Source organism: Pseudomonas putida, assembly GCF_050990305.1.
Classification (GTDB): domain Bacteria; phylum Pseudomonadota; class Gammaproteobacteria; order Pseudomonadales; family Pseudomonadaceae; genus Aquipseudomonas; species Aquipseudomonas putida_AH.
Window position 1 is genome coordinate 3,518,629 of the sequence record NZ_CP158817.1, and the last position, 24,064, is coordinate 3,542,692.

The 24,064-nt window shown below is 59.2% G+C and carries 16 protein-coding genes; 9 read left to right on the plus strand and 7 right to left on the minus strand.

Going from position 1 to position 24,064, the window contains the following annotated elements; translation table 11 throughout:
- Positions 1-111: 111 nt before the first annotated feature.
- Complete coding sequence (locus tag ABTV22_RS15855) at positions 112-2,409, minus strand: fatty acid cis/trans isomerase (protein WP_433735449.1); 2,298 nt, start codon at positions 2,407-2,409, stop codon at positions 112-114.
- Between the two features lie 155 nt (positions 2,410-2,564).
- Here ABTV22_RS15855 and metH point away from each other — a divergent pair, with 155 nt between their 5' ends.
- Both metH and ABTV22_RS15865 read left to right on the plus strand, forming a co-directional pair.
- Complete coding sequence (metH, locus tag ABTV22_RS15860; protein WP_433735450.1) at positions 2,565-6,275, plus strand: methionine synthase; 3,711 nt, start codon at positions 2,565-2,567, stop codon at positions 6,273-6,275.
- Between the two features lie 128 nt (positions 6,276-6,403).
- A complete protein-coding gene (locus ABTV22_RS15865) occupies positions 6,404-6,622 on the plus strand; it encodes a DUF2970 domain-containing protein (RefSeq protein WP_433735451.1) in 219 nt (72 codons plus the stop codon).
- Here ABTV22_RS15865 and ABTV22_RS15870 read toward each other — a convergent pair.
- Positions 6,619-7,704 (minus strand): ABC transporter substrate-binding protein, encoded by a 1,086-nt coding sequence (locus tag ABTV22_RS15870; protein WP_433735452.1) that lies wholly within the window; start codon positions 7,702-7,704, stop codon positions 6,619-6,621. The genes ABTV22_RS15865 and ABTV22_RS15870 overlap by 4 nt on opposite strands.
- Before the next feature lie 519 nt (positions 7,705-8,223).
- On the opposite strand from ABTV22_RS15870, the gene ABTV22_RS15875 reads away from it, so the two are divergent.
- Entirely contained in the window at positions 8,224-9,882 is a 1,659-nt protein-coding gene (locus ABTV22_RS15875; RefSeq protein WP_433735453.1) for a nitrite/sulfite reductase, read from the plus strand.
- Entirely contained in the window at positions 9,866-10,360 is a 495-nt protein-coding gene (locus tag ABTV22_RS15880) for a DUF934 domain-containing protein (protein WP_433735454.1), read from the plus strand. The genes ABTV22_RS15875 and ABTV22_RS15880 overlap by 17 nt, the downstream gene beginning before the upstream one ends.
- Before the next feature lie 44 nt (positions 10,361-10,404).
- On the opposite strand, the gene ABTV22_RS15885 is transcribed toward ABTV22_RS15880, so the two are convergent.
- Positions 10,405-14,319 carry a dermonecrotic toxin domain-containing protein gene (locus ABTV22_RS15885; protein ID WP_433735455.1) on the minus strand — a complete coding sequence of 1,305 codons (3,915 nt, stop codon included), beginning with the start codon at positions 14,317-14,319 and terminating at the stop codon, positions 10,405-10,407.
- A 242-nt stretch (positions 14,320-14,561) separates the two neighbouring features.
- Positions 14,562-15,584 carry a protease SohB gene (gene sohB / locus ABTV22_RS15890; RefSeq protein ID WP_433735456.1) on the minus strand — a complete coding sequence of 341 codons (1,023 nt, stop codon included), beginning with the start codon at positions 15,582-15,584 and terminating at the stop codon, positions 14,562-14,564.
- A gap of 201 nt (positions 15,585-15,785) precedes the next feature.
- Here sohB and ABTV22_RS15895 point away from each other — a divergent pair, with 201 nt between their 5' ends.
- The 5 genes from ABTV22_RS15895 (at position 15,786) to ABTV22_RS15915 (ending at position 20,374) form a co-directional block, all read left to right on the plus strand.
- Positions 15,786-16,496 carry a histidine phosphatase family protein gene (locus tag ABTV22_RS15895; protein ID WP_433735457.1) on the plus strand — a complete coding sequence of 237 codons (711 nt, stop codon included), beginning with the start codon at positions 15,786-15,788 and terminating at the stop codon, positions 16,494-16,496.
- Between the two features lie 64 nt (positions 16,497-16,560).
- The gene (locus tag ABTV22_RS15900; RefSeq protein WP_433735458.1) at positions 16,561-16,875 is read left to right on the plus strand and encodes an SCP2 sterol-binding domain-containing protein; all 315 of its coding nucleotides are present in this window, start codon (positions 16,561-16,563) and stop codon (positions 16,873-16,875) included.
- Positions 16,876-17,179: 304 nt separating this feature from the next.
- Positions 17,180-18,043, plus strand: a complete 864-nt coding sequence (locus tag ABTV22_RS15905) for a LysR family transcriptional regulator (RefSeq protein ID WP_433735459.1) — start codon at positions 17,180-17,182, stop codon at positions 18,041-18,043.
- 106 nt (positions 18,044-18,149) lie between these two features.
- On the plus strand, positions 18,150-19,298 hold the full coding sequence (locus tag ABTV22_RS15910; RefSeq protein ID WP_433735460.1) for a sterol desaturase/SRPBCC family protein: 1,149 nt from the start codon (positions 18,150-18,152) through the stop codon (positions 19,296-19,298).
- Positions 19,295-20,374: an SMP-30/gluconolactonase/LRE family protein gene (locus ABTV22_RS15915; protein WP_433735461.1), complete on the plus strand. Its 1,080-nt coding sequence runs from the start codon at positions 19,295-19,297 to the stop codon at positions 20,372-20,374. Before ABTV22_RS15910 ends, ABTV22_RS15915 begins: the two co-directional genes overlap by 4 nt.
- 178 nt (positions 20,375-20,552) lie before the next feature.
- Here ABTV22_RS15915 and ABTV22_RS15920 read toward each other — a convergent pair whose 3' ends face one another.
- The 3 genes from ABTV22_RS15920 to ABTV22_RS15930 all read right to left on the minus strand — a co-directional run bounded on the left by ABTV22_RS15920 (position 20,553) and on the right by ABTV22_RS15930 (position 24,026).
- Positions 20,553-20,786: a DUF465 domain-containing protein gene (locus ABTV22_RS15920; RefSeq protein WP_433735462.1), complete on the minus strand. Its 234-nt coding sequence runs from the start codon at positions 20,784-20,786 to the stop codon at positions 20,553-20,555.
- A 263-nt stretch (positions 20,787-21,049) separates the two neighbouring features.
- Positions 21,050-23,113: an ATP-binding protein gene (locus tag ABTV22_RS15925; protein ID WP_433735463.1), complete on the minus strand. Its 2,064-nt coding sequence runs from the start codon at positions 23,111-23,113 to the stop codon at positions 21,050-21,052.
- A 223-nt stretch (positions 23,114-23,336) separates the two neighbouring features.
- Positions 23,337-24,026 (minus strand): GntR family transcriptional regulator, encoded by a 690-nt coding sequence (locus ABTV22_RS15930; RefSeq protein ID WP_433735464.1) that lies wholly within the window; start codon positions 24,024-24,026, stop codon positions 23,337-23,339.
- Between the last annotated feature and the right edge of the window lie 38 nt (positions 24,027-24,064).

Consider the following 24,064-nt stretch of genomic DNA (forward strand, 5'->3'; position numbering starts at 1 on the left):
GATTCCGCTGATTTCTCCGTAGGAGCTGCCGCAGGCTGCGATCTTTTGATCTTGCTTGTAAAAATCAATGTCAAAAGATCGCAGCCTGCGGCAGCTCCTACAGGGCGTTATTCAGAGGTTTTCGTAGCGATTCATGTCCAACACGCCCTCTTCCACCGGATCGGTCTCGTGGATGTAACGGCTCAGATCATGGAAATACTGCCAGAACTGCGGATGGCTGCGGCGAACACCCCAGCGCTCGACGATTTTCTCGAACTGTTCGGCATCCTTGGCGTTTTCCATGGCATACACAAACGCTGGAACCTCGCCAGCCGGCACGTTGAACATGAAGTTCGGGTAACTGCTGAGAACACCGGGGAAAATCGTAAGGGTATCCAGCCCAGGCTGATAACGCAGCGACTCGCCGATCATGAACGCCACGTTGCTGTGGGCACGATTGCGCAGCAGGCTGTAGACCACGCGCTGTCCGTTCGCGGTTTCGACCCGCAGCATCGTTGCCTCTGGCAGTTGGTCGATGACATTGAGCCCGGCGGCCGGGCGCGACGCCAGTCGGCTCAAGGCCTGCTCGGCGCTCTGCAAGACCGGATCGATGTTCGGCCGTGAACAATAGGCACCGTCACAGCGATTGATCGGATCAGGCTTGGCATTGAGATCGCCGTAGCGCGCCAGCAGTTGCATGGCGAAATCGCGTTTGGGATCCTGGGCGTCGAGTTTCAGCGCCGTAGGCTTGTCGTTATCGATGGACTCATAGTCCAGCCACATCTTGAATTTGCCACTGCTCTGATACCAGTCGTCGAGGTAACCGTCTCGGGAGTCGGCGGGCATCAAGCGCAGGAAATTCTGTTCGGCGCCGTTGCGGATCAGGTCGAAATACAAACGGGTCTGGGCCTGGTGGGAAACGTTGCCGAACACGTCGAAATTCACCGCCAACTGGTAATAAGTACGCTCCAGCAGCGGATAGTCGAACAACCACATCGTCTGTGGCACCTCGCCGATCAGGCCCTTGGTCACCGCCGCACTGTCAAAATGCCGGAAGATGCTCAGCAGTGCGTTGTCATTGCCTGCCCACAGGGTCGACCAACTTGGCGCCGGCAGTTCAGCGTAGCTGTCGCGGCGTAAGGCTTCATATTCGTTTCTTTTGTCGCGGTAGTTGTGCCACAGACTCAGGACGCTGCCGACGTCGTCGTTCTGCCCAGGCATTGCTAGTAAAGGCGTGGCAAGGTCCCGGTAATTCGGATCGATGATGTAGAGGTCGTGCTCAGGCGCCTGAAACAGCGCCCAGAAGTTGTCGCGGATCACGTCCGTGGCGATCTGCCCCCGGCAGACCGGGCCGCGAATAAAGGTGCGCACAAAGTATTCGGCGTTATCGAGCATGAACTGATAGCGCGCCTGGGCCGGAATGGCCTCGAACGTGGCAAACGGATTGGCCCGACTCTGCGGCCCGTAACCCGGCAATGCACTGACCTGCCACTTGCCGTTGTAGAAGAGGCTTTTGACCCGGGCCATTTTCGCCGCACTCAACGGGTAAGTGATGTGGGTCTTGTGCACGATCACGCCCTGCACCGGCCACAAGCGGTAATAGAACTGCGTCCCCGGATCGTCGTTCGGACGACGGGTATTGATCAGGTCGATCGGCTGGCCAGTCGGCGTACGCGAGCGCACCCACTGGAAGAAATGCCCCGGCTCGCCGTCCTTGAAATAAATGTGTGCCAGGAACCAATGCTCGAACAACCAGCGCCCCACCAGGCTTTGCCGCGCACCCGGTGTATTGAGCAGGTTTTCCCATTGCACCACCTGCAAGGCTTCTTTCGTGCTGGGCACCAGGCCTTGTTCATCGATGGGCGCACCCGACGCGAGCCAGCGCTGGAGCGTCTGATACTGCTGAGCGGTCAGCCCGGTGACCGCCAGGGGCATGCCCTGGTTCGGGTGGGAGCTGGCATAGCCCTCGAACTGCGCCGGCATGGCGCACATGTTTTCGCGGTTGAGGCCCAGCACGATGCCTTCAGGCAATTTGGCATTGGGCTGTAAAGGCGCTTGATGACCCAGCTCAAGCATCCGCGCCATCAGCGCCGCTTGGCTGCCCTGGGCGTCGAGTACCGAATAGAAGCCTTTTTGCTGCCAGGCACGTTTGCCGAAGGCGTCGTAAAACAAACGGGTCGGCGGTGCGGCTTCACGGCGGTCACCGTCGTAGACCGGGGTTTTGCTGGCGCCTCGCGCTGCGCCTTCGCCACTGGCGAGATTGAGCTGACAGGCGGAGTCGTAGCAGGCATGGCAGGCCACGCACTTTTCGGTGAAGATCGGTTGAATGTCGCGGCTGTAGGAAATAGCAGGAGAAGCAGCCGGACTCTGCGCCACCGCGCCCCAGCTTAAACACAGCAACACACTGCTGATGACGACGCGATACGACATGTTCCAGATCCCGATCCTTGAAAAACGCCGCGATTCTACCGTTCCGGCAGCCCCGCCAACATGAGCGATATTCATGCAAAAGCCGGACATGCTCTAAAAGCGCACAGGTTTGCTATGATCCCGGCCCTTCGTCATGGTCTTTTCGAGTAGTCCCAATGTCCGATCGCAGTGTTCGCCTTCAAGCCCTCAAGCACGCCCTTAAAGAGCGCATCCTGATTCTCGATGGCGGCATGGGCACGATGATCCAGAGCTATAAGCTCGAGGAACAGGATTATCGCGGCAAGCGCTTCGCCGACTGGCCAAGCGACGTCAAGGGTAACAACGACCTGCTGGTGCTGACGCGCCCGGACGTGATCGGTGGCATTGAAAAGGCCTACCTGGATGCCGGTGCCGACATTCTGGAAACCAACACCTTCAACGCCACACGGATTTCCATGGCCGATTACGGCATGGAAGCACTGACCTACGAATTGAACGTAGAAGGCGCTCGCCTGGCACGCAAGGTCGCCGATGCGAAAACCCTGGAAACCCCGGACAAGCCGCGCTTTGTCGCTGGCGTGCTCGGCCCGACCAGCCGCACCTGCTCGCTGTCGCCGGACGTGAACAACCCCGGCTACCGCAACGTGACCTTCGATGAACTGGTGGAGAACTACACCGAATCCACCAAAGGCCTGATCGAAGGCGGCGTGGACCTGATCCTCATCGAAACCATCTTCGACACCCTCAACGCCAAAGCCGCGATTTTTGCCGTGCAGGGCGTGTTCGAAGAACTGGGCATCGAATTGCCGATCATGATTTCCGGCACCATCACCGACGCCTCTGGCCGTACCCTGTCCGGCCAGACCACCGAAGCGTTCTGGAACTCCGTGGCCCACGCCAAGCCAATTTCGGTCGGCCTGAACTGCGCCCTCGGCGCCCGTGAATTGCGCCCGTACCTGGAAGAGCTGTCGGACAAGGCCGGCACCCACGTTTCGGCGCACCCGAACGCCGGCCTGCCCAACGAGTTCGGCGAGTACGATGAACTGCCGGAACAGACCGCCAAAGTCATCGAAGAATTCGCCCAGAGCGGCTTCCTCAACATCGTCGGCGGTTGCTGCGGCACCACCCCTGGCCACATTGAAGCCATCGCCAAGGCCGTGGCCGGTTACGCACCGCGCCAGATCCCGGACATTCCCAAGGCCTGCCGCCTGTCGGGCCTGGAGCCGTTCACCATCGATCGCAATTCGTTGTTCGTCAACGTCGGCGAGCGCACCAACATCACCGGTTCCGCCAAGTTCGCCCGCCTGATCCGTGAAGACAATTACACCGAAGCCCTGGAAGTCGCCCTGCAGCAGGTCGAAGCCGGTGCCCAGGTGATCGACATCAACATGGACGAAGGGATGCTCGATTCGAAGAAGGCCATGGTGACCTTCCTCAATCTGATTGCCGGTGAACCGGACATCTCCCGCGTACCGATCATGATCGACTCTTCCAAATGGGACGTGATCGAAGCCGGCCTCAAGTGCATTCAGGGCAAGGGCATCGTCAACTCGATCAGCATGAAAGAAGGCGTCGAGCAATTCATCCACCACGCCAAACTGTGCAAGCGCTATGGCGCCGCCGTCGTGGTCATGGCCTTCGACGAAGCCGGCCAGGCCGACACCGAAGCGCGCAAGAAAGAGATCTGCAAACGCTCCTACGACATTCTGGTCAACGAAGTCGGCTTCCCGCCGGAAGACATTATTTTCGACCCGAACATCTTCGCCGTGGCCACCGGCATCGAAGAACACAACAACTACGCTGTGGACTTCATCAACGCCTGCGCCTACATCCGCGACGAACTGCCGTATGCCTTGACGTCCGGCGGTGTGTCCAACGTGTCGTTCTCGTTCCGTGGCAACAACCCGGTGCGCGAGGCGATCCACTCGGTGTTTTTGCTGTACGCGATCCGCGCCGGTTTGACCATGGGTATCGTCAACGCTGGTCAGCTGGAAATCTATGACCAGATCCCCCAGGAGCTGCGTGACGCCGTCGAGGATGTGATCCTCAACCGCACCCCGGAAGGCACCGACGCCCTCCTCGCCATCGCCGACAAATACAAGGGCGACGGCAGCGTCAAGGAAGCGGAAACCGAAGAATGGCGCAGCTGGGACGTCAACAAGCGCCTGGAACACGCGTTGGTCAAGGGCATCACCACCCACATCGTCGAAGACACCGAAGAGTCGCGCCTGTCTTTCGCCCGTCCGATCGAAGTGATCGAAGGGCCGTTGATGGCCGGCATGAACATCGTCGGTGACCTGTTCGGTGCCGGCAAAATGTTCCTGCCGCAAGTGGTGAAGTCCGCTCGCGTGATGAAGCAGGCCGTGGCTCACCTGATCCCGTTCATCGAACTGGAAAAAGGCGACAAGCCAGAAGCCAAGGGCAAGATCCTCATGGCCACGGTCAAAGGCGACGTGCATGACATCGGCAAGAACATCGTCGGCGTGGTCCTGGGTTGTAACGGCTACGACATCGTCGACCTCGGCGTGATGGTCCCGGCGGAGAAAATCCTCCAGGTGGCCAAGGAACAGAAATGCGACATCATCGGCCTGTCCGGCCTGATCACCCCGTCGCTGGATGAGATGGTTCACGTGGCGCGTGAGATGCAGCGCCAGGACTTCCATCTGCCGCTGATGATCGGTGGCGCTACCACTTCCAAAGCGCACACGGCGGTGAAGATCGAGCCCAAGTACAGCAATGATGCCGTGGTGTATGTCACCGACGCCTCGCGCGCGGTGGGTGTGGCCACGCAATTGCTGTCCAAGGAACTCAAGGCCGGTTTCGTCGAGAAGACCCGCGAGGAATACATCGACGTGCGCGAGCGCACCGCCAACCGCAGCGCTCGTACCGAACGCCTGAGTTATGCCGCCTCGATCGCGAAAAAACCGCAGTTCGACTGGGCCAACTACGCACCTGTCAAACCGACCTTCACCGGCACCCGCGTGCTGGACAACATCGACCTCAACGTCCTGGCCGAATACATCGACTGGACGCCGTTCTTCATCTCCTGGGATCTGGCCGGTAAATTCCCGCGCATTCTCGAAGACGAAGTGGTCGGTGAAGCCGCCACCGCCCTTTATAAAGACGCGCGGGAAATGCTGACCAAGCTGATCGACGAACAGCTGATCAGCGCCCGTGCGGTGTTCGGTTTCTGGCCGGCCAATCAAGTGCACGACGATGACATCGAGCTGTACGGCGATGACGGCAAGCCAATGGCCCGCCTGCACCACCTGCGCCAGCAGATCATCAAGACCGATGGCAAACCGAACTTCTCCCTGGCCGACTTCGTCGCGCCGAAGGACAGTGAGCTGACCGATTACGTGGGTGGCTTCATCACCACCGCCGGCATCGGCGCCGAAGAAGTGGCCAAGGCTTATCAGGATGCCGGCGACGACTACAACTCGATCATGGTCAAGGCCCTGGCCGACCGCCTGGCCGAGGCCTGTGCCGAGTGGCTGCACCAGCAGGTTCGTAAAGAGCACTGGGGCTACGCCAAGGACGAGGCGTTGGACAATGAGGCTTTGATCAAGGAGCAATACACCGGCATCCGCCCTGCCCCGGGCTACCCGGCCTGCCCCGATCACACCGAGAAAGCCACGTTGTTTGCCCTGCTCGACCCCGAGGCCGCCGAGATGCGTGCCGGCCGTAGCGGCGTGTTCCTCACCGAACACTATGCGATGTTCCCGGCTGCGGCGGTCAGTGGCTGGTACTTCGCTCACCCGCAGGCGCAGTACTTCGCCGTGGGCAAGATCGACAAGGACCAGGTGCAGAGCTATACGTCGCGTAAAGGCCAGGAACTGAGCGTGACCGAGCGCTGGCTGGCGCCGAACCTGGGTTACGACGACTAAGATCAAAAGATCGCAGCCTGCGGCAGCTCCTACAAGGGTGTACACATGACCCTGTAGGAGCTGCCGCAGGCTGCGATCTTTTTTGCTTTGTCTATGCTTACCACTCACGCCTATGTGACGAGGGGTTTATGGACGATCCAGCCGACAACAAACCGCCAACCTTCTGGCAGATGCTGCACAGCGTCATGGCCGCAGCGTTCGGGGTGCAGAGCGGGAAAAATCGCGCGCGGGACTTCACCCACGGCAAGCCCAGTCACTTCGTGATTCTGGGGATCCTGTTCACGGCCGTGTTCGCGTTGACGCTTTACGGCATCGTGCAACTGGTGGTGCACCTGGCAAAGGTCTAGTGCATCAAGGTTTGCAGGCTGAACGGATAACGGTAGGACGTGGGGCGTCCCTTGGCCGAGAGTTTGTGAAAATCCACACCGAAATCCGCCGCTGTGCCCATCGTCAGCAAGCGTTTGGCCTGTACGCGGTCAATCAGCTGTAACAGCGGTATCTGCCGGTCACGCCCACCGTACTGGCTGACGTCAACCCCATCGTCGTAGTCGTGCAACTGCACCAGCGCCCAGCCACCCAGACTGAAGTGCCCGCCCAGCAACACGCTCAAGCGATTGTCCAGCAACGCGTGCAGCGCTGCGGGCGAGTTATTGATGGTGCCGAACAACGCATCCTTGCCTGGCTTGCCGCCCGCTTCTTCGAAGGCCTGCATCACGCCAAACACCATTTCGTCATTGGCCGACCAGACCAGCGAGGTCTGCGGATAGCGCCTGAACAACATCTTGGCCTGCTCGTAGGCGCGCTCCCGGGTCCAACCGCCGGACACCAGTTGGCGCAGGTGCACTTCGGGGTGTTCGGCCAGCGCCCTGCGCATGCCCTTTTCTCGCAACTGCGCGGACGGCGTGAGTTTCAACCCGGAAAAGGCCAGCAGGTCAATGGACTGGCCAGGAGCAACCGGCGGGTGCAAACGGATCAGCTCCTTGAGCATCAGGTAGCCGCCCTCCTCGTCGTTGGGCACCAGGCTGCCCACCCAGTCCGGGTACTTGTCCGATCGCGCCCCTAGCAGTCGGACTTGGTCCGCGCTCAGGCCATTATTGACGATAAACAACTTCACCCCGCTCCCCAGGGCCAGGCGCAGGATTTCGGGGGCGATGTTTTGTTCGTTGACGAACACCAGATAGTCCGGGCGCTTTGTCCCTTGCAAGGCGTCGCGCGCCTGCTTGAGGGTAATGTCAGCGTTGCGGTCGGAATACTCGATACGCAGATCCATGCCCAGGTCCTTGGCGGCAGCCTGCATGAATTGCGAGTAACTGACCCAAAAAGCTTCCCTGGTGGTTCCCGGATTGAGGAACAGCACCGACGCCGCCTGAGCGCAGGGTCCCGCGACCATGCCCAGCGTCAGTAACACACCACACAGAAACTTCAACATTTGTCGTCCGAGCCCCCGGAAATTCGCCGCGCATTATAGCCAGCGAATATCCGCAAAACGGCGTTTATTCCGGTTTTTGTCCGACAATCGTCGGAACGGGGCCCAGACGAGTCGTTTATTGATGACTGACCCAAAATACCGCTGTGCCAACGACCAGGATGATCAGGAACAGAATCGCCCAGGCATCGACGGTGCTATCGCTTTTCCGTGCTTTGGTTGGGTTGCTCATTGCATCGCCTCTTGTCGGTTTTATCGGTGATTGCACAAAGACTCGACCAGAGTTAAGACGATGATTGCCCGCACGACAAATGTGGGTTAGCTGACAACTATTCTCGTTAGGCGATTTGGTTCTTTACATATATTGAAACATCACTTTTGCGCATAACTGCAAACTGGTATCTTGCCCCGGCTCCGTGGGGAGTGCGCGGCCGTGCGCGCAGAATTGCAGAGGCTCTTGGACTGCGGCAAGCACAAAAACGCAGCTGTATCCGAGCGACCCAGCCTGAGAACAGGACTTATATGTACGTATACGACGAGTACGATCAGCGGATCATCGAGGACCGCGTCAAGCAGTTCCGTGATCAGACCCGACGCTATCTGGCAGGCGAGCTGAGTGAAGAAGAATTCCGCCCTCTGCGTCTGCAGAACGGGCTTTATATCCAGCGTTTCGCGCCGATGTTGCGCGTTGCGGTGCCTTACGGCCAACTGACTTCGCGCCAAATGCGAATGATGGCCAAGATTGCCCGTGACTTCGACAAGGGCTATGCCCACATCAGCACCCGGCAGAACGTCCAGTTCAACTGGCCGGCGGTGGAAGACATCCCGGACATTCTCGCTGAACTGGCCACCGTGCAGATGCACGCGATCCAGACCAGCGGCAACTGCCTGCGCAACGTCACCACCGACCAGTTCGCCGGTGTAGCAGCCGACGAGTTGATCGACCCGCGCCCATGGTGCGAGATCGTTCGTCAATGGACGACTTTCCACCCGGAATTCGCCTACCTGCCGCGCAAATTCAAGATCGCCGTCAACGGTTCGACCTCCGACCGCGCCGCCATCGAAGTCCACGACATTGGCCTGGAGCCGGTGCACAACGCCGCTGGCGAACTGGGCTTCCGTGTGCTGGTCGGTGGTGGCCTGGGCCGCACACCGGTGGTGGGCGCGTTCATCAATGAGTTCCTGCCGTGGCAAGACCTGTTGAGCTACCTCGACGCCATCCTGCGGGTCTACAACCGCTACGGCCGTCGTGACAACAAGTACAAAGCCCGGATCAAGATTCTGGTCAAGGCACTGACCCCTGAAGTCTTCGCGCAAAAAGTCGATGCGGAAATGGAGCACCTGCGCGGTGGCCAGACCACGTTGACCGAAGCCGAAGTGCATCGCGTCGCCAAACATTTCGTCGATCCAGACTACAAGTCCCTGGACAACCAGACTGCTGCCCTGGCCGAACTCGACAAAGAACATCCAGGCTTCGCCCGCTGGCGCACCCGCAACACCGTGGCGCACAAGAAACCGGGTTATGTCGCCGTGACCCTGTCGCTCAAGCCGACCGGCGTTGCACCGGGCGACATCACCGACAAACAGCTCGACGCCGTAGCCGACCTGGCCGAGCGCTACAGCTTCGGTGAATTGCGCACCTCCCACGAGCAGAACATCATCCTGGCCGATGTCGAGCAGGACAAGCTGTTCACCCTGTGGGGCGAGTTGCGGGAAAACGGTTTCGCCACGCCGAACATCGGCCTGCTGACCGACATCATCTGCTGCCCGGGCGGCGATTTCTGCTCCTTGGCCAACGCCAAGTCGATCCCGATCGCCGAATCGATCCAGCGCCGTTTCGACGACCTGGACTACCTGTTCGACATCGGCGAACTGGACCTGAACATTTCCGGTTGCATGAACGCCTGCGGTCACCACCACGTCGGCCACATCGGCATTCTCGGGGTGGACAAGAAAGGCGAAGAGTTCTACCAGGTGTCCCTCGGCGGCAGCGCCAGCCGTGACGCCAGCCTGGGCAAGATCCTTGGGCCGTCCTTCGCACAGGGCGATATGCCTGATGTGATCGAAAAGCTCATCGACGTGTACATCGAACAACGTACCGAAGACGAGCGTTTCATCGACACCTATCAGCGTATCGGTATCGACCTCTTCAAGGAGCGCGTCTATGCAGCGAATAATTAAGAACCAAGAAGTCGTCGACGAAACCTGGCACCTGCTGCCCAAGGACTTCAACATCGACGAAATCACCAACTGCGACGACTATATTGTCCCGTTGCAGCTGTGGCGCGAACACAGCCGTATGCTGATGGCCCGCGACGGCGGTCTGGGCGTGTGGCTGGATGCCGATGAAGAAGCCGAAGAAATCGGCGAAGACGTGGCAAGCTTCCAGGTCATCGCCTTGAACTTCCCGGCCTTCACCGATGGCCGCAATTACTCCAACGCCCGCCTGCTGCGTGACCGTTATGGTTTCAAAGGCGAACTGCGGGCGATTGGCGATGTGCTGCGCGACCAGCTGTTCTACATGCACCGCTGCGGTTTCGATGCCTTCGCGATCCGTGCCGATAAAGACCCGTATGAAGCCCTTGAAGGCCTCAAGGACTTCTCGGTGACCTATCAGGCCGCCACTGACGAACCGCTGCCGCTGTTCCGTCGTCGTTGATCGTGATGCCTTGAGCCCCTTGCGGGCTCAAGGCTCTCGGTGTGTTACGCCTCCCCTCCTACAGCCGGAAACGGCCGGCCCAAAGCCACCCAGTTGTTGTAGAGCTTCGCCCGGTCCTCCAGTGCGCTGAACACCGCCATCGGATTGTCGAAAGCACCTCCCGGCATCGGAACATTCCCGGTCACTCGCCCCCACAGCTCCTGCGAAGCATCTGCCTCAGTCAACAATCGCCAAACCCGTGCCTGAAGATCCAGATAGTCGACCTGGAAATCCGCAGTGAGCGTCAATGTGTTCATGGTCCCTAGAAACCGACTACCGCGTGGCCGCTGGGACAGTCTTTGCCAGATCTGCAGTCGCGCATCGCGCGCGCCTTCTTCGATGCCACGCAACCAGGCTGCGGGATCGGAATAGTCTTGACCCGGCGCGCTCAACCACGAGTTGATGCCTGTTCGCTTCCGATGACTGACCAGCCGTTGCAGTGTGTCCTCGTCGGTCAAGGGATTGTTCCACAGTAAAACCCGGTCCCTGGCGATGGCCTGATTCAACACCGCCTGCGGCACGCGACGAATCTGGTTGTTGCTCAAATCCAAAGCATCGAGGTACGGCTGATCCATGATCCCGATTGGACAAGACGCGATTTGCGTATCGTCGAGCCTCAGTGATCGCAGTTGATTCATCCCGATGACCACAGGAGGAACGCCCAGCGGATTATTGCCAAGGTCCAGTGATTGCAGATTGACCAGCTGGCTCAATTGCCCGGCGGTATGTTCCTGAAGTGTCAGGTGCGTGGAACGTAGATTCAACGCGGTGAGGTGCTGCAATTGGGGAATGGTCGAAGGTAACCTTCCCTCCCATTGCCCCTGGAGGTTCGCCAATCTCAGGTCGGTACCTTCCAGATCCAAAGAACGCAATGCAGGAAAACAACCCAGAAAGCCATCCAGGCTTTCGCGTTCAGTCAGGTGGAAATTCCCTGCGTTCAGCGCCACCACATCATTGAACCGCGCATTCAACACCGGTAGTCGATGAAAGTCTTCGTGCGTCAGATTCATCGTAAAACCGCCGACATGATCCCCCGTGTAGTGACTGTTGTGCTGTGGCGCGCGTTTTTGCCAGATGGCAATCAGCTCATCAGCCAACTCGACCCGGCTCTCGACTTCATACTCCATCGTGTCCTGCAGCAGTTCGGCGTTGTGCGCTTCGATTTGCGCATCGGTGAGTCCCTCTGCTTCGGAATCACCCCGGCGTATAAAAGGGACATCCATATCGTCGATATCGACTTCCACCTGGCTGAACCAACTCTCCAGGTCCGCGCACAGTTGCTCCAACTCCCGTCTTGACCTGTCGATATGCACCTGAGCCCCGCTACCCAACAGCTGCAACATTGCATCAGCCTCGTCGTCGGTGAACTCGGGGTAGATGTCCTTGACCTGCAGCCTCATCACGATGTGTGTCAGGCTTGCCCCGTGTGGCGTCCCCGGGTGGCCTCCCCCCCTCAGACCTTGAGCCTCGAAAGGCAACTTTGAGTCCATCCTGTCCAGCCCAAGGCCAAGCTCTGAACGGCCCAATGCATGATCGCTGATCAAGCGCTTGAGCTCAGCCCCGGGTTCCTTTGACAAGAGCTGCAAGGCCGAACGCTCTTCCTCGGACAACACACCGACAATAGCGTCAAAAATATTCGTGCCCGATGAAGGTTGGGGGGAAAGGCTGTACGGCAGATAACGATCCTCTCTCTTGATCAGGCGTCGACAGTCAGGTCCATCGAGCGGACCGCTGCGGTCCATCACCCGACCGACCGGTGAGCCGTCGAACACTTCGATTCGTAACGCCTTGGGCCACCCGGGGAGGTTTTTCAGCGAATGCAGTACCAGCGTGTCCGACTGGCGGTTGGTTACCGAGCGAAAATACAAGCCTTCGTACACGCGGTTGAGGCGAACATGCCGCTGGTATTGTTGTGCCTTGCTGGCCAACTGTTTGAACAGCCGCTTCGCCTCAGTCACGTCGAGTGGGGCGTTGAAATCAATGCCATGACGATCAAGCATTTGCTCCACCGCCGTTTTCGGCAGATCGGGGTACTGCCGTTGAAACAGTCGCACCCACTGGTTTTCGGATTGCTGGAGCGCCTGGTAACGCAAATTGAACAATTCAATGCGCGCAGGCAAAGAATCCGCGAGCGCCGCGACCTCCTGATCGATCCTGAAGCGGTCAATCGTGTCAGCGAGCATCGGGGTCGGCGCCCGCCCTGCCTGCATCAGGCGCAACATGTCGTCATCGACAGCACTGACCTTACCAATCTGTGCCAGTACTTCATCGCTGAATGTGCCTGTGGGAGCCCCTATTCCACGCAGAAGATCGACGCGCGATGGCAATCGCGATATCGGATGAATGGGCGCTTCAGCATCGACGGCTGGCAGGCTCGGCCCGACCGAGGATTCGCCCTCTATATGGATTGCCCTGGCCGGCCCCGCCACAACTCCCCCTTCACTGTGCAGCGACGCAACGCCCTCGACCAAAGGCAAGGCATTGAGCAAACCGAATACCGTGCGAGTGACGCCTTCGGAGCGCTTGTCGGCTGTCTCACCGTTGATGGCCTGGCTCAGGCCATACCCGGCGTCAATCAGTCCAGCCAGAACCAGCAAGCCCTCGCCTCCCGGTACAAACAGCGCCAAGGGACCGAACTGGTTCACCCACTGCACAATCGGTTCGATGACTGCGCTCAGGTTGTCGCGGTTGACCTGGGCATCATCGCGGATAGTTTCGACACTGGCCTGGCCATCGCGCTTCATGCTCAAGACCAGCTGTGCGAAGGGATCGGTTTTTGCCGAAGCCAGATCGAAGCCGATGTATTCGTCGGGATCCCAATAACCGTCGTCATTGAAGAACCCGGCTTCCCGGGTCATGCGATGTTGGCGCGGGTAAATGGCCATGCCATCCAGCGCGGTGAGGACACCGGCATGAAAGGTCCCGTCATGTCGATCTTCATTGGCAAAGTGAGCCGCCAGCGCCTGTTTCGTTTCCGGCGTCTTCCCCTGCATGACAATCCATTGGCGCAACCGCGTGGCATCGGCAAAGTCATGCAATGGCGAGGAGTTGCCGGGGATGTACAACAACACTCTGCCGCTGGTGCGGTCGCGGTAGCACCAGATATCCGTCGCGGTGTATCGATAGAGCTTCAGCCGGCTCGCCTCGACGCTTGAGGGAACCCGCGTCGGCGCTTGCAATTGCTGTATCGTCAGCGTTTCCCACGCCTGATCGGGTGGCAATCCGGCCGCCCGCATGGCCAGATCGAGGCCTTGCCAAGACAAAGCGTTTTCCTGACGCTGCAACCACGCCGACATGACAAAAGCGGCTTTGGTCGATGTTCTCAAGGGATAGGATTTGGCATCCGTGATCGCTTCATCAGAGGGCCAGGCCTTGTCGACATAGGCCTGATACTTGTCCTTGAAGAACAGCGTCCAGACCCATTTCTTGTAATCCGCCGGCCTGAGATCGATCTGGGTGTGCGGTCCATAGACCTGCGGTTGCGTGGACCGGTATATACCTTCATACGTATTGTGATTGCCGCTACCGCGGTCGGCGAATTCATCGACATTGCTGACGATGCGAACAGAGGGCCCGACGTCCGGCGGCGTGTACAAGCCGAAGGCGGTTTCACCAAAGCGCCCGTCGCCGACAGTCTGATAGTTGCAAAGCAGCGTTTCCACCAGCGTTCGCGAACTCGCCACCTGCCCTTGGTAGACACCGTTTTGTACGGGATGGCCCCGGAAATCGTAATCGAGGGTAACCAGCAAGGCTGTCTGCGGATCAATGCCTGCTCCCCACTTTTGCTTGATCAGGTGCGCGCCAAACTGGGCGGGGTTTTGGGGTAGCGCGGTGTCCACGACCGCTTTGAGCTCGTCGCGCAAGGAGAGAGAGGTTGCAAGGTGCGGAATGGAGGTGTGGTCGTCGGAAAACTCGTTCATGTTGCAGTCCGTTGCAGATATAGGAACCTCACCCTAACCAATCTGATGGCTCTGCAACGTGGGAGTGATCGACAGCGATTTTAGGAAAGTTCTCTGTTTGCGCACTGAAACGGACTGGCCGACAAAACACCTGTAGGAGCGAGCCTGCTCGCGAAAAACGCCAGAACGCCACGGGCTTACAGGCACCCTACGTTATCGTTGACGTCCATCGCGAGCGAGCTCGCTCCTACTGGGTATTGGTGTTACCAGAAGCGTTGCTGAGTCAATCGGCTCCACCAACTGAGCAAAACGCGGTCTACCGAACCGCTGGCAGCCATGCCGATACGCTCCTGCAGACTTTTGCGCTCGGCGTAGTGCAAGTGATAAAGCTCGGACTGCTTGGCACGCTCAGCCAGGTATTCATCACTGGTCTTGAGTTCATCCACCAACTGCTTGTCCAACGCCGCCACACCCAGCCAGATTTCCCCGGTGGCCACTTCGTCAATGGCCAGTTGCGGGCGGTAGCGGGAAACAAAGTTCTTGAATAGCTGATGGGTGATGTCCAGGTCTTGCTGGAACTTCTCCCGGCCCTTCTCGGTATTTTCGCCAAACACCGTCAAGGTGCGCTTGTACTCGCCAGCGGTCAGCACTTCGAAGTCGATGTCGTGTTTCTTCAACAGGCGGTTGACGTTGGGCAACTGCGCCACCACGCCGATCGAGCCAAGGATCGCGAACGGTGCGCTGATGATCTTCTCACCGATGCACGCCATCATGTAACCGCCGCTGGCCGCGACCTTGTCGATGCACACGGTCAACGGAATGCCGGCCTGACGGATACGCGCCAGTTGCGACGATGCCAGGCCGTAGCTGTGCACCATGCCGCCGCCGCTTTCCAGACGCAGGACCACTTCGTCTTTGGGGGTGGCGAGGGTCAGCAATGCGGTGATTTCGTGGCGCAGGCTTTCAGTGGCCGAGGCTTTGATATCGCCGTCGAAATCCAGCACGAATACCCGGGGTTTGGCTTCGGGCTTTTTCTTCTGTTTTTTCTCGGTTTTAGTCTGGGACTTGCGCAATGCCTTGAGCTGATCCTTGTCGAGCAAGGTCTGCTCCAGGCGTTCGCGCAGCCCTTTGTAGAAATCATTGAGCTTGCTGACCTGCAACTGGCCGGCCGACTTGCGTCGACCTTTGCTGCGCAAGGCCGCAAAGCTGGCCAGGACCACCAGAATGGCGATCACCAGGGTCACGGTCTTGGCCAGAAAAACGGCGTACTCGGACAAAAACTCCACAGGGACTCCTTAGACGATGCGCGGCACGAAAGCGCGCGGGATACCTCCAGCATACCCATGCGTCGCCCTTGCGACCAGCCGTCTAACCTCTGGCAATGGGCCTGTAACGGGCATTTCAAACAAGCGTATGTTTTTTCATTGACAGCTCACCCTCATCCCCATAACCTCGCCAAACCTTCAACGTACCGGGACGACGCGGACGTGGGCAGCATCTATTTGATTCGACATGGCCAGGCCTCCTTCGGTGCAGACGACTACGACGTCCTGTCGCCCATCGGTATTCGCCAGGCAGAAATTCTCGGTCAGCACTTGGCCGAACTCGGTATCAGCTTCGATCGCTGCCTGGCAGGCGACCTGCGTCGCCAGCAACATACGGCCAAAAGCGCACTGGAGCAGTTCGCTGCGGTGGGCTTGCCGGTACCGATCCTGGAAACCGACTCTGCCTTCAACGAATTCGACGCCGATGCGGTGATCCGCGCGCTGTTGCCGGCGATGCTGCCAGATGAACCGCAAGCCCTGAATATCCTGCGCAACGCTGCGCAGAACCGTGCCGAGTTCCAGCGCATCTTCGCCCTGATCATTGAGCGCTGGCTTGCCGGCACTTACGATACGCCGGAGCTGGAAAGCTGGCTGGGGTTTGTCGATCGGGTTCGAGCGGGGCTTCACAGAATCCTTGAAAGCGCCGACAACACCCAGAAGATTGCCGTGTTTACTTCCGGTGGCACCATCACTGCCCTGCTCCACCTCATTACGCAAATGCCAGCCCGACAGGCTTTTGAATTGAATTGGCAAATCGTCAACACCTCGCTCAACCACCTGAAGTTTCGTGGTCGCGAGGTAGCCCTGGCTTCCTTCAACAGTCATGCGCACCTGCAACTGCTGAAGGCCCCGGAACTCATCACCTTCCGCTGAGTCCGGATTATTGTGACCCTGGCTGTAATCAACCAGCTCTTATTATCCAAGAAAGGATCGAACCATGACCTCCGTAGCTGATGCCGTACAAGCAATGAAAGCCAAGTTCAACCCAGCCGCTGCTGCCGGTCTGGACCTGGTCTTCGGTTTCCGCATCGACGAGACCAAGAACTTCTCGCTGATCGTCAAGGACAGCACCTGCGAGTTGCAAGAAGGCGAAAACCCGGACGCCCAGGTGACCCTGGTGATGGACGGCGAAACCCTGGAAGGCATCGTCAGCGGCGAAACCGACGGCATGCAAGCGTTCATGGGCGGCAAGCTGCGCGCTGAAGGCGACATGATGCTGGCGATGAAACTGTCCGAGCTGTTCCCGGCCTAAGGTGACAGCTCCCTGCTTCGGGAGCTTCACTGGCTGTACACGAATCCCGCCCTTGAGGCGGGATTCGTCGTTATGGCAGAGAAATTATCTGTGGCAGAGGATTCAACTGTGGCGAGGGGATTCATCTGTGGCGAGGGGATTCATCCCCGTTGGGCAGCGAAGCTGCCCCCAGCGTTTTTTCAGACTTACCCTGTACTCTGCAAGCTGGTTTTGCGACTGCTTCGCAGCCGAACGGGGATGAATCCCCTCGCCACACCATGCGCTGTGTTCTTAGAATGCCCGCACCTCCCACACCGGCCATCCCATGGACATCGACCTCGCTCGCACCTTCCTGGAAATCGTTCGTCACGGCAGCCTGGCCGCGGCCGCCGAAAAGCTTCACGTCACCCAGACCGCAATCACCGCGCGGGTGCAGAAACTCGAAAGCCAATTGGGCAGCACGCTGTTCGTACGCAATCGCGCCGGAGCCCGCCTGACGCCCAATGGCGAAGCGTTCGTGGTGTATGCCAATCAACTGGTGGAAACCTGGGAAGCCGCCCGGCGTGATCTGCCGTTGCCCGAGGGGTATCACGATGTGCTGCACATCGGTGGCGAGGTCAGTCTGTGTAACCCGCTGATGCTGAGCTGGGCTGGCGAACTGCGCAGAAATATCCCCGGCCATGCCCTGCGCATGGAAGTTCGCGACGGTGAGAACCTGCTGCGTCAATTGGAACTGGGGGTGCTGGATGCAGCACTGGTCTATCAGCCTGAATACTTACCGGGCCTGCAGGTCGAACAGGTTCTTGAGGAGAAACTCGTGCTGGTGCGCCTGCCCGGGTGCCCCGAGCCTTACGTCTACATCGACTGGGGCCAGGATTTCCGTCGCCGGCATGATGCCGCGCTGCCGGAAAAAGCCAAGGCAGCCCTGAGCTTCAACCTTGGGCCACTGGCCTTGCAGTACATCCTGGAAAACGGCGGCAGCGGCTACTTCCGCACCCGCGTCGTGCAGAGTTACCTGGAAAGCGGCGTGCTGGAACAAGTGCCCAAGGCCCCCGAGTTCAACTACCCCACCTACCTGGTCTACTCCCGCGACCGTGACTCGCCAACCCTGCAACAGGCCTTCGATCTGCTGCGCGAGGTGATCAAGACCGATGACGATTGGTCGCAACGCTGGGACCCGCTGACCTGAGTCCGGTTTGCACCGGATGATGGCCGTTGTGTCCTCAAGGTTCGGCCTGCCAAAACGCCGGGATCGACTAATCTGCTGGGAATAACAATAACGACAGGTGATTGCAGTGAGGCAGACCACCGAAGCATTCCGCAGCCGTTACCGCGCCAACGTTCATCCTTTGTATAACCCGTGGCTGCATGGCGCCTTTGTCCTGCTGTTCGGCCTGGGGGCCATCACTCTGTTTTGGAGCACCGTCCACCAGATACAACCGCTGGAGTGGCTGGCGTTGCCAGTGGCCTTGTTATTCTTCAACGCTGGCGTGTACCTGGTCCATCGGCACCTGGGCCATCAGAAAAAGACCTTCGCGCGAGTGTTCTATGCCCGCCATACCGGCGATCACCACAGTTTTTTCGCACCCGGCCACATGACCTACGACAGCCCTCGCGACTGGCGGGTGATTCTGTTTCCCGCCTGGCTGATCGTCTTGCACACCTTGATCATCACCTTGCCTATCTGGTGGCTGTTCTCACAATTGGATACCAACGTCGCCGGGCTGGTGGGGGGCTGCCTGGTCCTCGGCTACCTGGCCTATGAAGTGTTTCACGCCTGCGAGCATCTGCCGTCACACCATCCGCTGACACGCCTGCCGTGGATTCGCCAGATGCGTCGTCTGCATGAACTGCATCACCGTCGCGAGATGATGCAGGAGCGCAATTTCAACATCGTTTTTCCATTGATGGATTACCTGTTCGGCACCCTTTACTGGGAACCGGAACAAGACGTCCCCTATCTGCCGAGCGCGCCCATGACCCGCATGCAGCATCAGATCGACATCGCCGGACACCCTATCGATGTGCTCGCCTACGCCAGTACCGTGACCCGTTGGCCCGAATGGCATCCATCGTCGCTCAGGATCAATGGGCAGAAAGGCCCGTTGCATGCCGGCGCGCGATTCGAGGAGGACATTCGAGCGGGTGGACGCGACGGTCATTTAAGCTGGATCGTCGATGAGTACCTGCCCGGACGCCGCTGGGTGGCCCAAGCCCAGGGCGACCATGGGCTGTCATTGATTCTGACTTATGCGTGTGAAGCCGAGGGCGACGGCACGCGATTTATCCGCACCCTGGAGTACCAGTTCAACGGCTTGGGGATGCGCATAGCCAACCGCTTGCTGCTCAAGCGGCGAATCGACAATGAGTCGGCGGCATCGATGCTGGCCTTGCGCGAAATGGCGGAAAAACACCTGGCACTCTCAGCCGGTGTCCGCGCGTGAACCGATTGTTCAAGGCACTGTTGCTGGTGATCGTGGCTATCGTCGCGTTCCTGCTGCTGATGCCCACCAAAGTACAGCCGGTGGCCTGGGCACCGTCGCCCGCGCCCTCCCTTACCAGCGGCATCTATGCCGATAATCAACGCCTCAAAGGCGTGGAACGGGTTGGCCCCGCGGACATCGATGGTCCGGAAGCGCTGCTGTTGGAAGAGGATGCGCTGATCACCGGATTGCATGACGGTCGAGTGATCCGCACCCGTCTGGATGGCAAGGTCACCAAAGTCCTGGCCGTCACCGGTGGCCGCCCCTTGGGCCTGGCCCGCCATCCCAATGGTTTGCTGGTGATCGCCGATGCGGTCAAGGGCTTGCTGTCGCTGGACGCCCAGGGTCGCCTGGTGGCGATGACCACGACGGCCGGGGGCGTGCCTTTGGGCTTCACCGATGATGTGGCCATCGACAAGTCCGGGCACTACGCCTATTTCAGCGACGCCTCCAGCCGCTTCGGCTACGGCAAGGACGGCGAAGCGATCATCGAGCACGGTGGCGACGGTCGGTTGCTGCGGTACGACTTCCAGAGCGGAAAGACCGCGGTGCTGCTGGACAAGCTGGAGTTTGCCAACGGTGTCACGCTGGGGCCGGACGATGCCTACGTACTGGTCAACGAAACCGGCGCCTATCGCATTAGCCGTTACTGGCTGACCGGGCCAAAAGCCGGCACTCACGACCTGTTCATCGATAACCTGCCCGGGCTGCCGGACAACGTGTCGTTCAATGGCCACGAGCGTTTCTGGGTCGCACTGTACGCACCGCGCAATGCCTTGCTCGATAGCACAGCCGCCCATCCCTTCGTTCGTAAGATGATCGCGCGAGCCATGACTGTCCTGCCCAAGCCGGTGGAAAAACGCGCGTTCGCTCTGGGCCTGGACCTTGAAGGCAAGGTGATCGCCAATCTGCAGGACGGCAGCAGCGGCAACTACTCGCCCATCACGACGGTGCGCGAATATGGAGACTGGTTGTATTTCGGTTCATTGAAGGCGCAGAACATGGTGCGGTTGCCACTGAGCGCCGCGCTTCAATAGAAGATCAAAAGATCGCAGCCTTCGGCAGCTCCTACAGGTGTACACCGACCCCATGTAGGCGCTGCCGAAGGCTGCGATCTTTTGACTTTACTGAAGGAAATTCTGGATGCCTCGTAAGGCACCTCGCATGGAGCCGTATCCTGGGACTCTGAACATTCGAGGTGCCGGTTTTCCCGAATCAGGGTGACGACTGGAGTTGTCTGACGATCTTGTCCTTGACCTCAAGGCGCTTGGCCTTGAGCTTGGTCACCGCATCATCGCTGGATTTGGCCTCCTCTGCCTCCACCACCGCTTTATCCGCCTGGGAATACTTGTTGATCAGTGAATCCAGTAACGGATCTTCGGCGCGTTTCTTCTGGATTTCTTCCTTTGTGCGTTTCAGATCCTGAAAAAGGTCGTGGGGCACCGGCATGGAACACCTCCGTTTGTTAATCGGTAGCAAACGCGACTGATTGCGTTCGCCAACTATCAGAATGGCCTCGGTTACCCGATTCTGTCGACCATCTGTCAGACCAGCGGTGGCCGTTCGTCGTCCTGTGGCCAATGCGATAAAACCTTTTCCCTGATCATCCAAAGGACTGGCACGTCCCTGTAGGAGCAAAGCTTGCTCGCGATGGCGGTGTGTCAGGCAAATCGCAATCGCGAGCAAGCTCTGCTCCTACACAGGTAATGTGCTTAGCCGTTGAGGACCGTGCGGATCATCCGGGTCAGTGCCTGCGGACTATAAGGTTTGCTCAGCAAATAGGTGTCGGGGCTGAGTTGGTGATTGCGCGAGATAATGTCGCGGGTGTGCCCGGAGGTGAACAACACCGCCAGCGGAGGGCTCTGCACTTTCGCCCAGGCCGCGAGGTCCGAGCTTTTAATCAGACCGGGCATGACCACATCGGTGAAGATCAGGTCCACCCCCACGCCCTCAAGCAGCATCTGCATGGCGATGTCGGCATTGGCGGCCGTCATCACGTGATACCCCTCTTCACGCAACAATTCCACGGTCGAGGTGCGCACCGCTTCATTGTCCTCGACCACCAGGATCCGTTCATGGCCACCCCGTTGCTGGACGTCGGGCACCGTTGTGTCACCCTCCGCAGGGCGCAGGCTGCGAGGGAAATAAAGCTGCACCCGGGTGCCCTCGCCGACAACGCTGGACATCTCGATATGCCCACCGCTCTGTTTGACGAAGCCGAACACCATGCTCAGCCCCAGCCCAGTGCCCTGACCATCAGGTTTGGTGGTGAAAAACGGCTCGAAGGCCTGGGCGAGTACCTGGGGCGGCATACCGGCCCCGGTATCAACGACGGTCACCCGTACATAATCGCCGGCGGCGATGCCCTTGCCCGTACAAAACGCTTGATCGAGGGTGATGTTTTCGGCGCTCAGCTCCAGGATCCCCTCGCCCTTCATCGCATCCCGGGCATTGATCGCCAGATTGAGCAGGGTGTTTTCCAACTGGTTGCGATCGACAAACACCGGCCAGGGATCTACGGCGGCGCTCATCCGGATTTGAAGGGTTTCCCCCAGCGCGCGCTGCAACAGTTCGCCAAGGCCGTCGAAAATCTGCTGCAACGTGTAGATCGCGGGCGACAATGGCTGGCGTCGGGCAAACGCCAGCAATTGCGATGAGAGTTTGGCGCCGCGCTCGACCGCGGCAATCGATGCAGTCACCCGGCGCTGCACATTGGCATTGTTCGATTCATGACGCGCCAACAAGTGCAGGTTACCGGCGATGACCTGCAACAGGTTGTTGAAGTCGTGGGCCACACCCCCGGTCAGGCCACCGATGGCTTCGAGCTTCTGTGACTGGCGCAACTGCTCTTCGGCCGCCAGGCGTGCCTCCACTTCATCGGCAACACGCTGCTCCAGATTACGGGTGAACTTGAGCAAGGACTCTTCAGCGTTCTTGCGCTCGTGGATGTCGATCAACACCCCGGGAAATCGAAACGGCTCGCCCTGTTCATTGAACTCGCAACAACCGCTGGCCAATACCCAAAGATAACTGCCATCGGGGCGCAGGACACGGTACTCGGCGTTATAGGGTGCCGCCGTTTCCATGGATTGTTTGACTTGCTCCTGCACCCAGCTGCGATCGTCTGGATGAATGTGCGCCTCGGCGATGTCCTGCGGCAGGTTGTCCAGTGGTGTCCCGAGGGGATAGGAAAACGTGCGGGCAAACCGCTCATCGCCGCTCAGCACGTTGGCCTTGATGTCCAGCACAAACGAGCCGAGCAAGGCACCGGCATTCAGGGCCAGGCGCACCCGTTCGTTGTCAGCGCGATAGGCATTTTCGGCGGCTTGACGCAGGCGTTCGGAGATCACGAACTCGGTGGTTTCGACGACCATCGCCATGACCCCCGCGGGACGACCATCATCATTGGCCACTGGGCTGTAATACAGGTCCAGCCAGACGTCTTCGGGAACCCCGTCACGCAGCAGCACCAGCACTTTATTGTGATAGGACAATGTGCCACCGGCCAGGCAGGTATCGACCACATGGCGATTGAAATCGGCGACTTCCGGCCAGCCCAGCTCCACCGGCGAACCCAACAGATAAGGGTGTCGACCGCCAGCAAAGGTCGAATAGGCATCGTTGTAGATCATGAAACCGGCCCGGCCCCAGAGCATCACCATCGGCAGTGACGAGGCGAGCATCAGTTGCACCGCACTGCAAAGAGACTTGCTCCAGGTGTCGATGGCGCCCAGTTCGGTACGACTCCAGTCGAACGCCCGAATACGTTCGGCCATTTCGCCGCTCCAACCGGCACACCCATGGCTTTCGTCTAGAAACTGCATTGGCTGGCTCTGATGTGCACCCGTATGGTTCGAGCTACGCGGATGCCAATGGTTCATCGATGTAGGAGCGAGCATGCTCGCGATGGTCGTCAACGATAACGCTAGCAGCCTGACACCCCGCAGTGTCCTGTCGTCCATCGCGAGCATGCTCGCTCCTACAGGGGAGTGTAGCCCCTTACACCTCAATCAAATGCTTGAGCGGGTTGTAGCTGGTCTTCAAGGTGGCCGCGACGTCGAGAATCGCTTTCTGGATGCCATTGAGGTGCATGCAGGTCAGTTCGATCGCCGCGCTCTGGTTGCCCGCCTCGATGTACTCGATCAGCCGCAGGTGTTCGTCGTCGCGACAGGCTTCGTGGCTGTCGTCATCCAGTGCGGCGGCGTACAGCGAGGCTCGGGAGATCAGTTTCTGGAACCAATCGAGCAACACCGGGTTGTTCAGGCTGCGGGCGAGCTTGATGTGGAACTCGCCCAGCAGATGAATCAAGCGTTCGTGATCGCCGCTTTGATGCGCTTCATCCTCCAGCAGCAGGTGATCGCGCAGGTCCTGGGTCACCGCCGTATCCCGGCGCCGGCATAGCTCGGTGACGATGCCAATCTCGATCAGGCGCCGGGTTTCGAACAAAGAACGGATCTCTTCGTCACTCGGTAGCGACACCGACGCACCTTTATTGGGCTCGGTGGTGACTAGGCCATCGGCTTCCAATTGCTTGAGCGCGGCACGAACCGATGTGCGGCTGACATTGAAAAGTTCAGCCAGTGACGCCTCGCCCAACTTCATGCCTGGACGCAACGAACGCTTGCTGATCGCCTCGTAAACCCCTTGGTAGACGCGGTCGACCGTGGTCTCCAGTTTCTTTTCCGCCATCGAATAACTCCTTCAGCGCCAGTCAACCGACCCCAGGC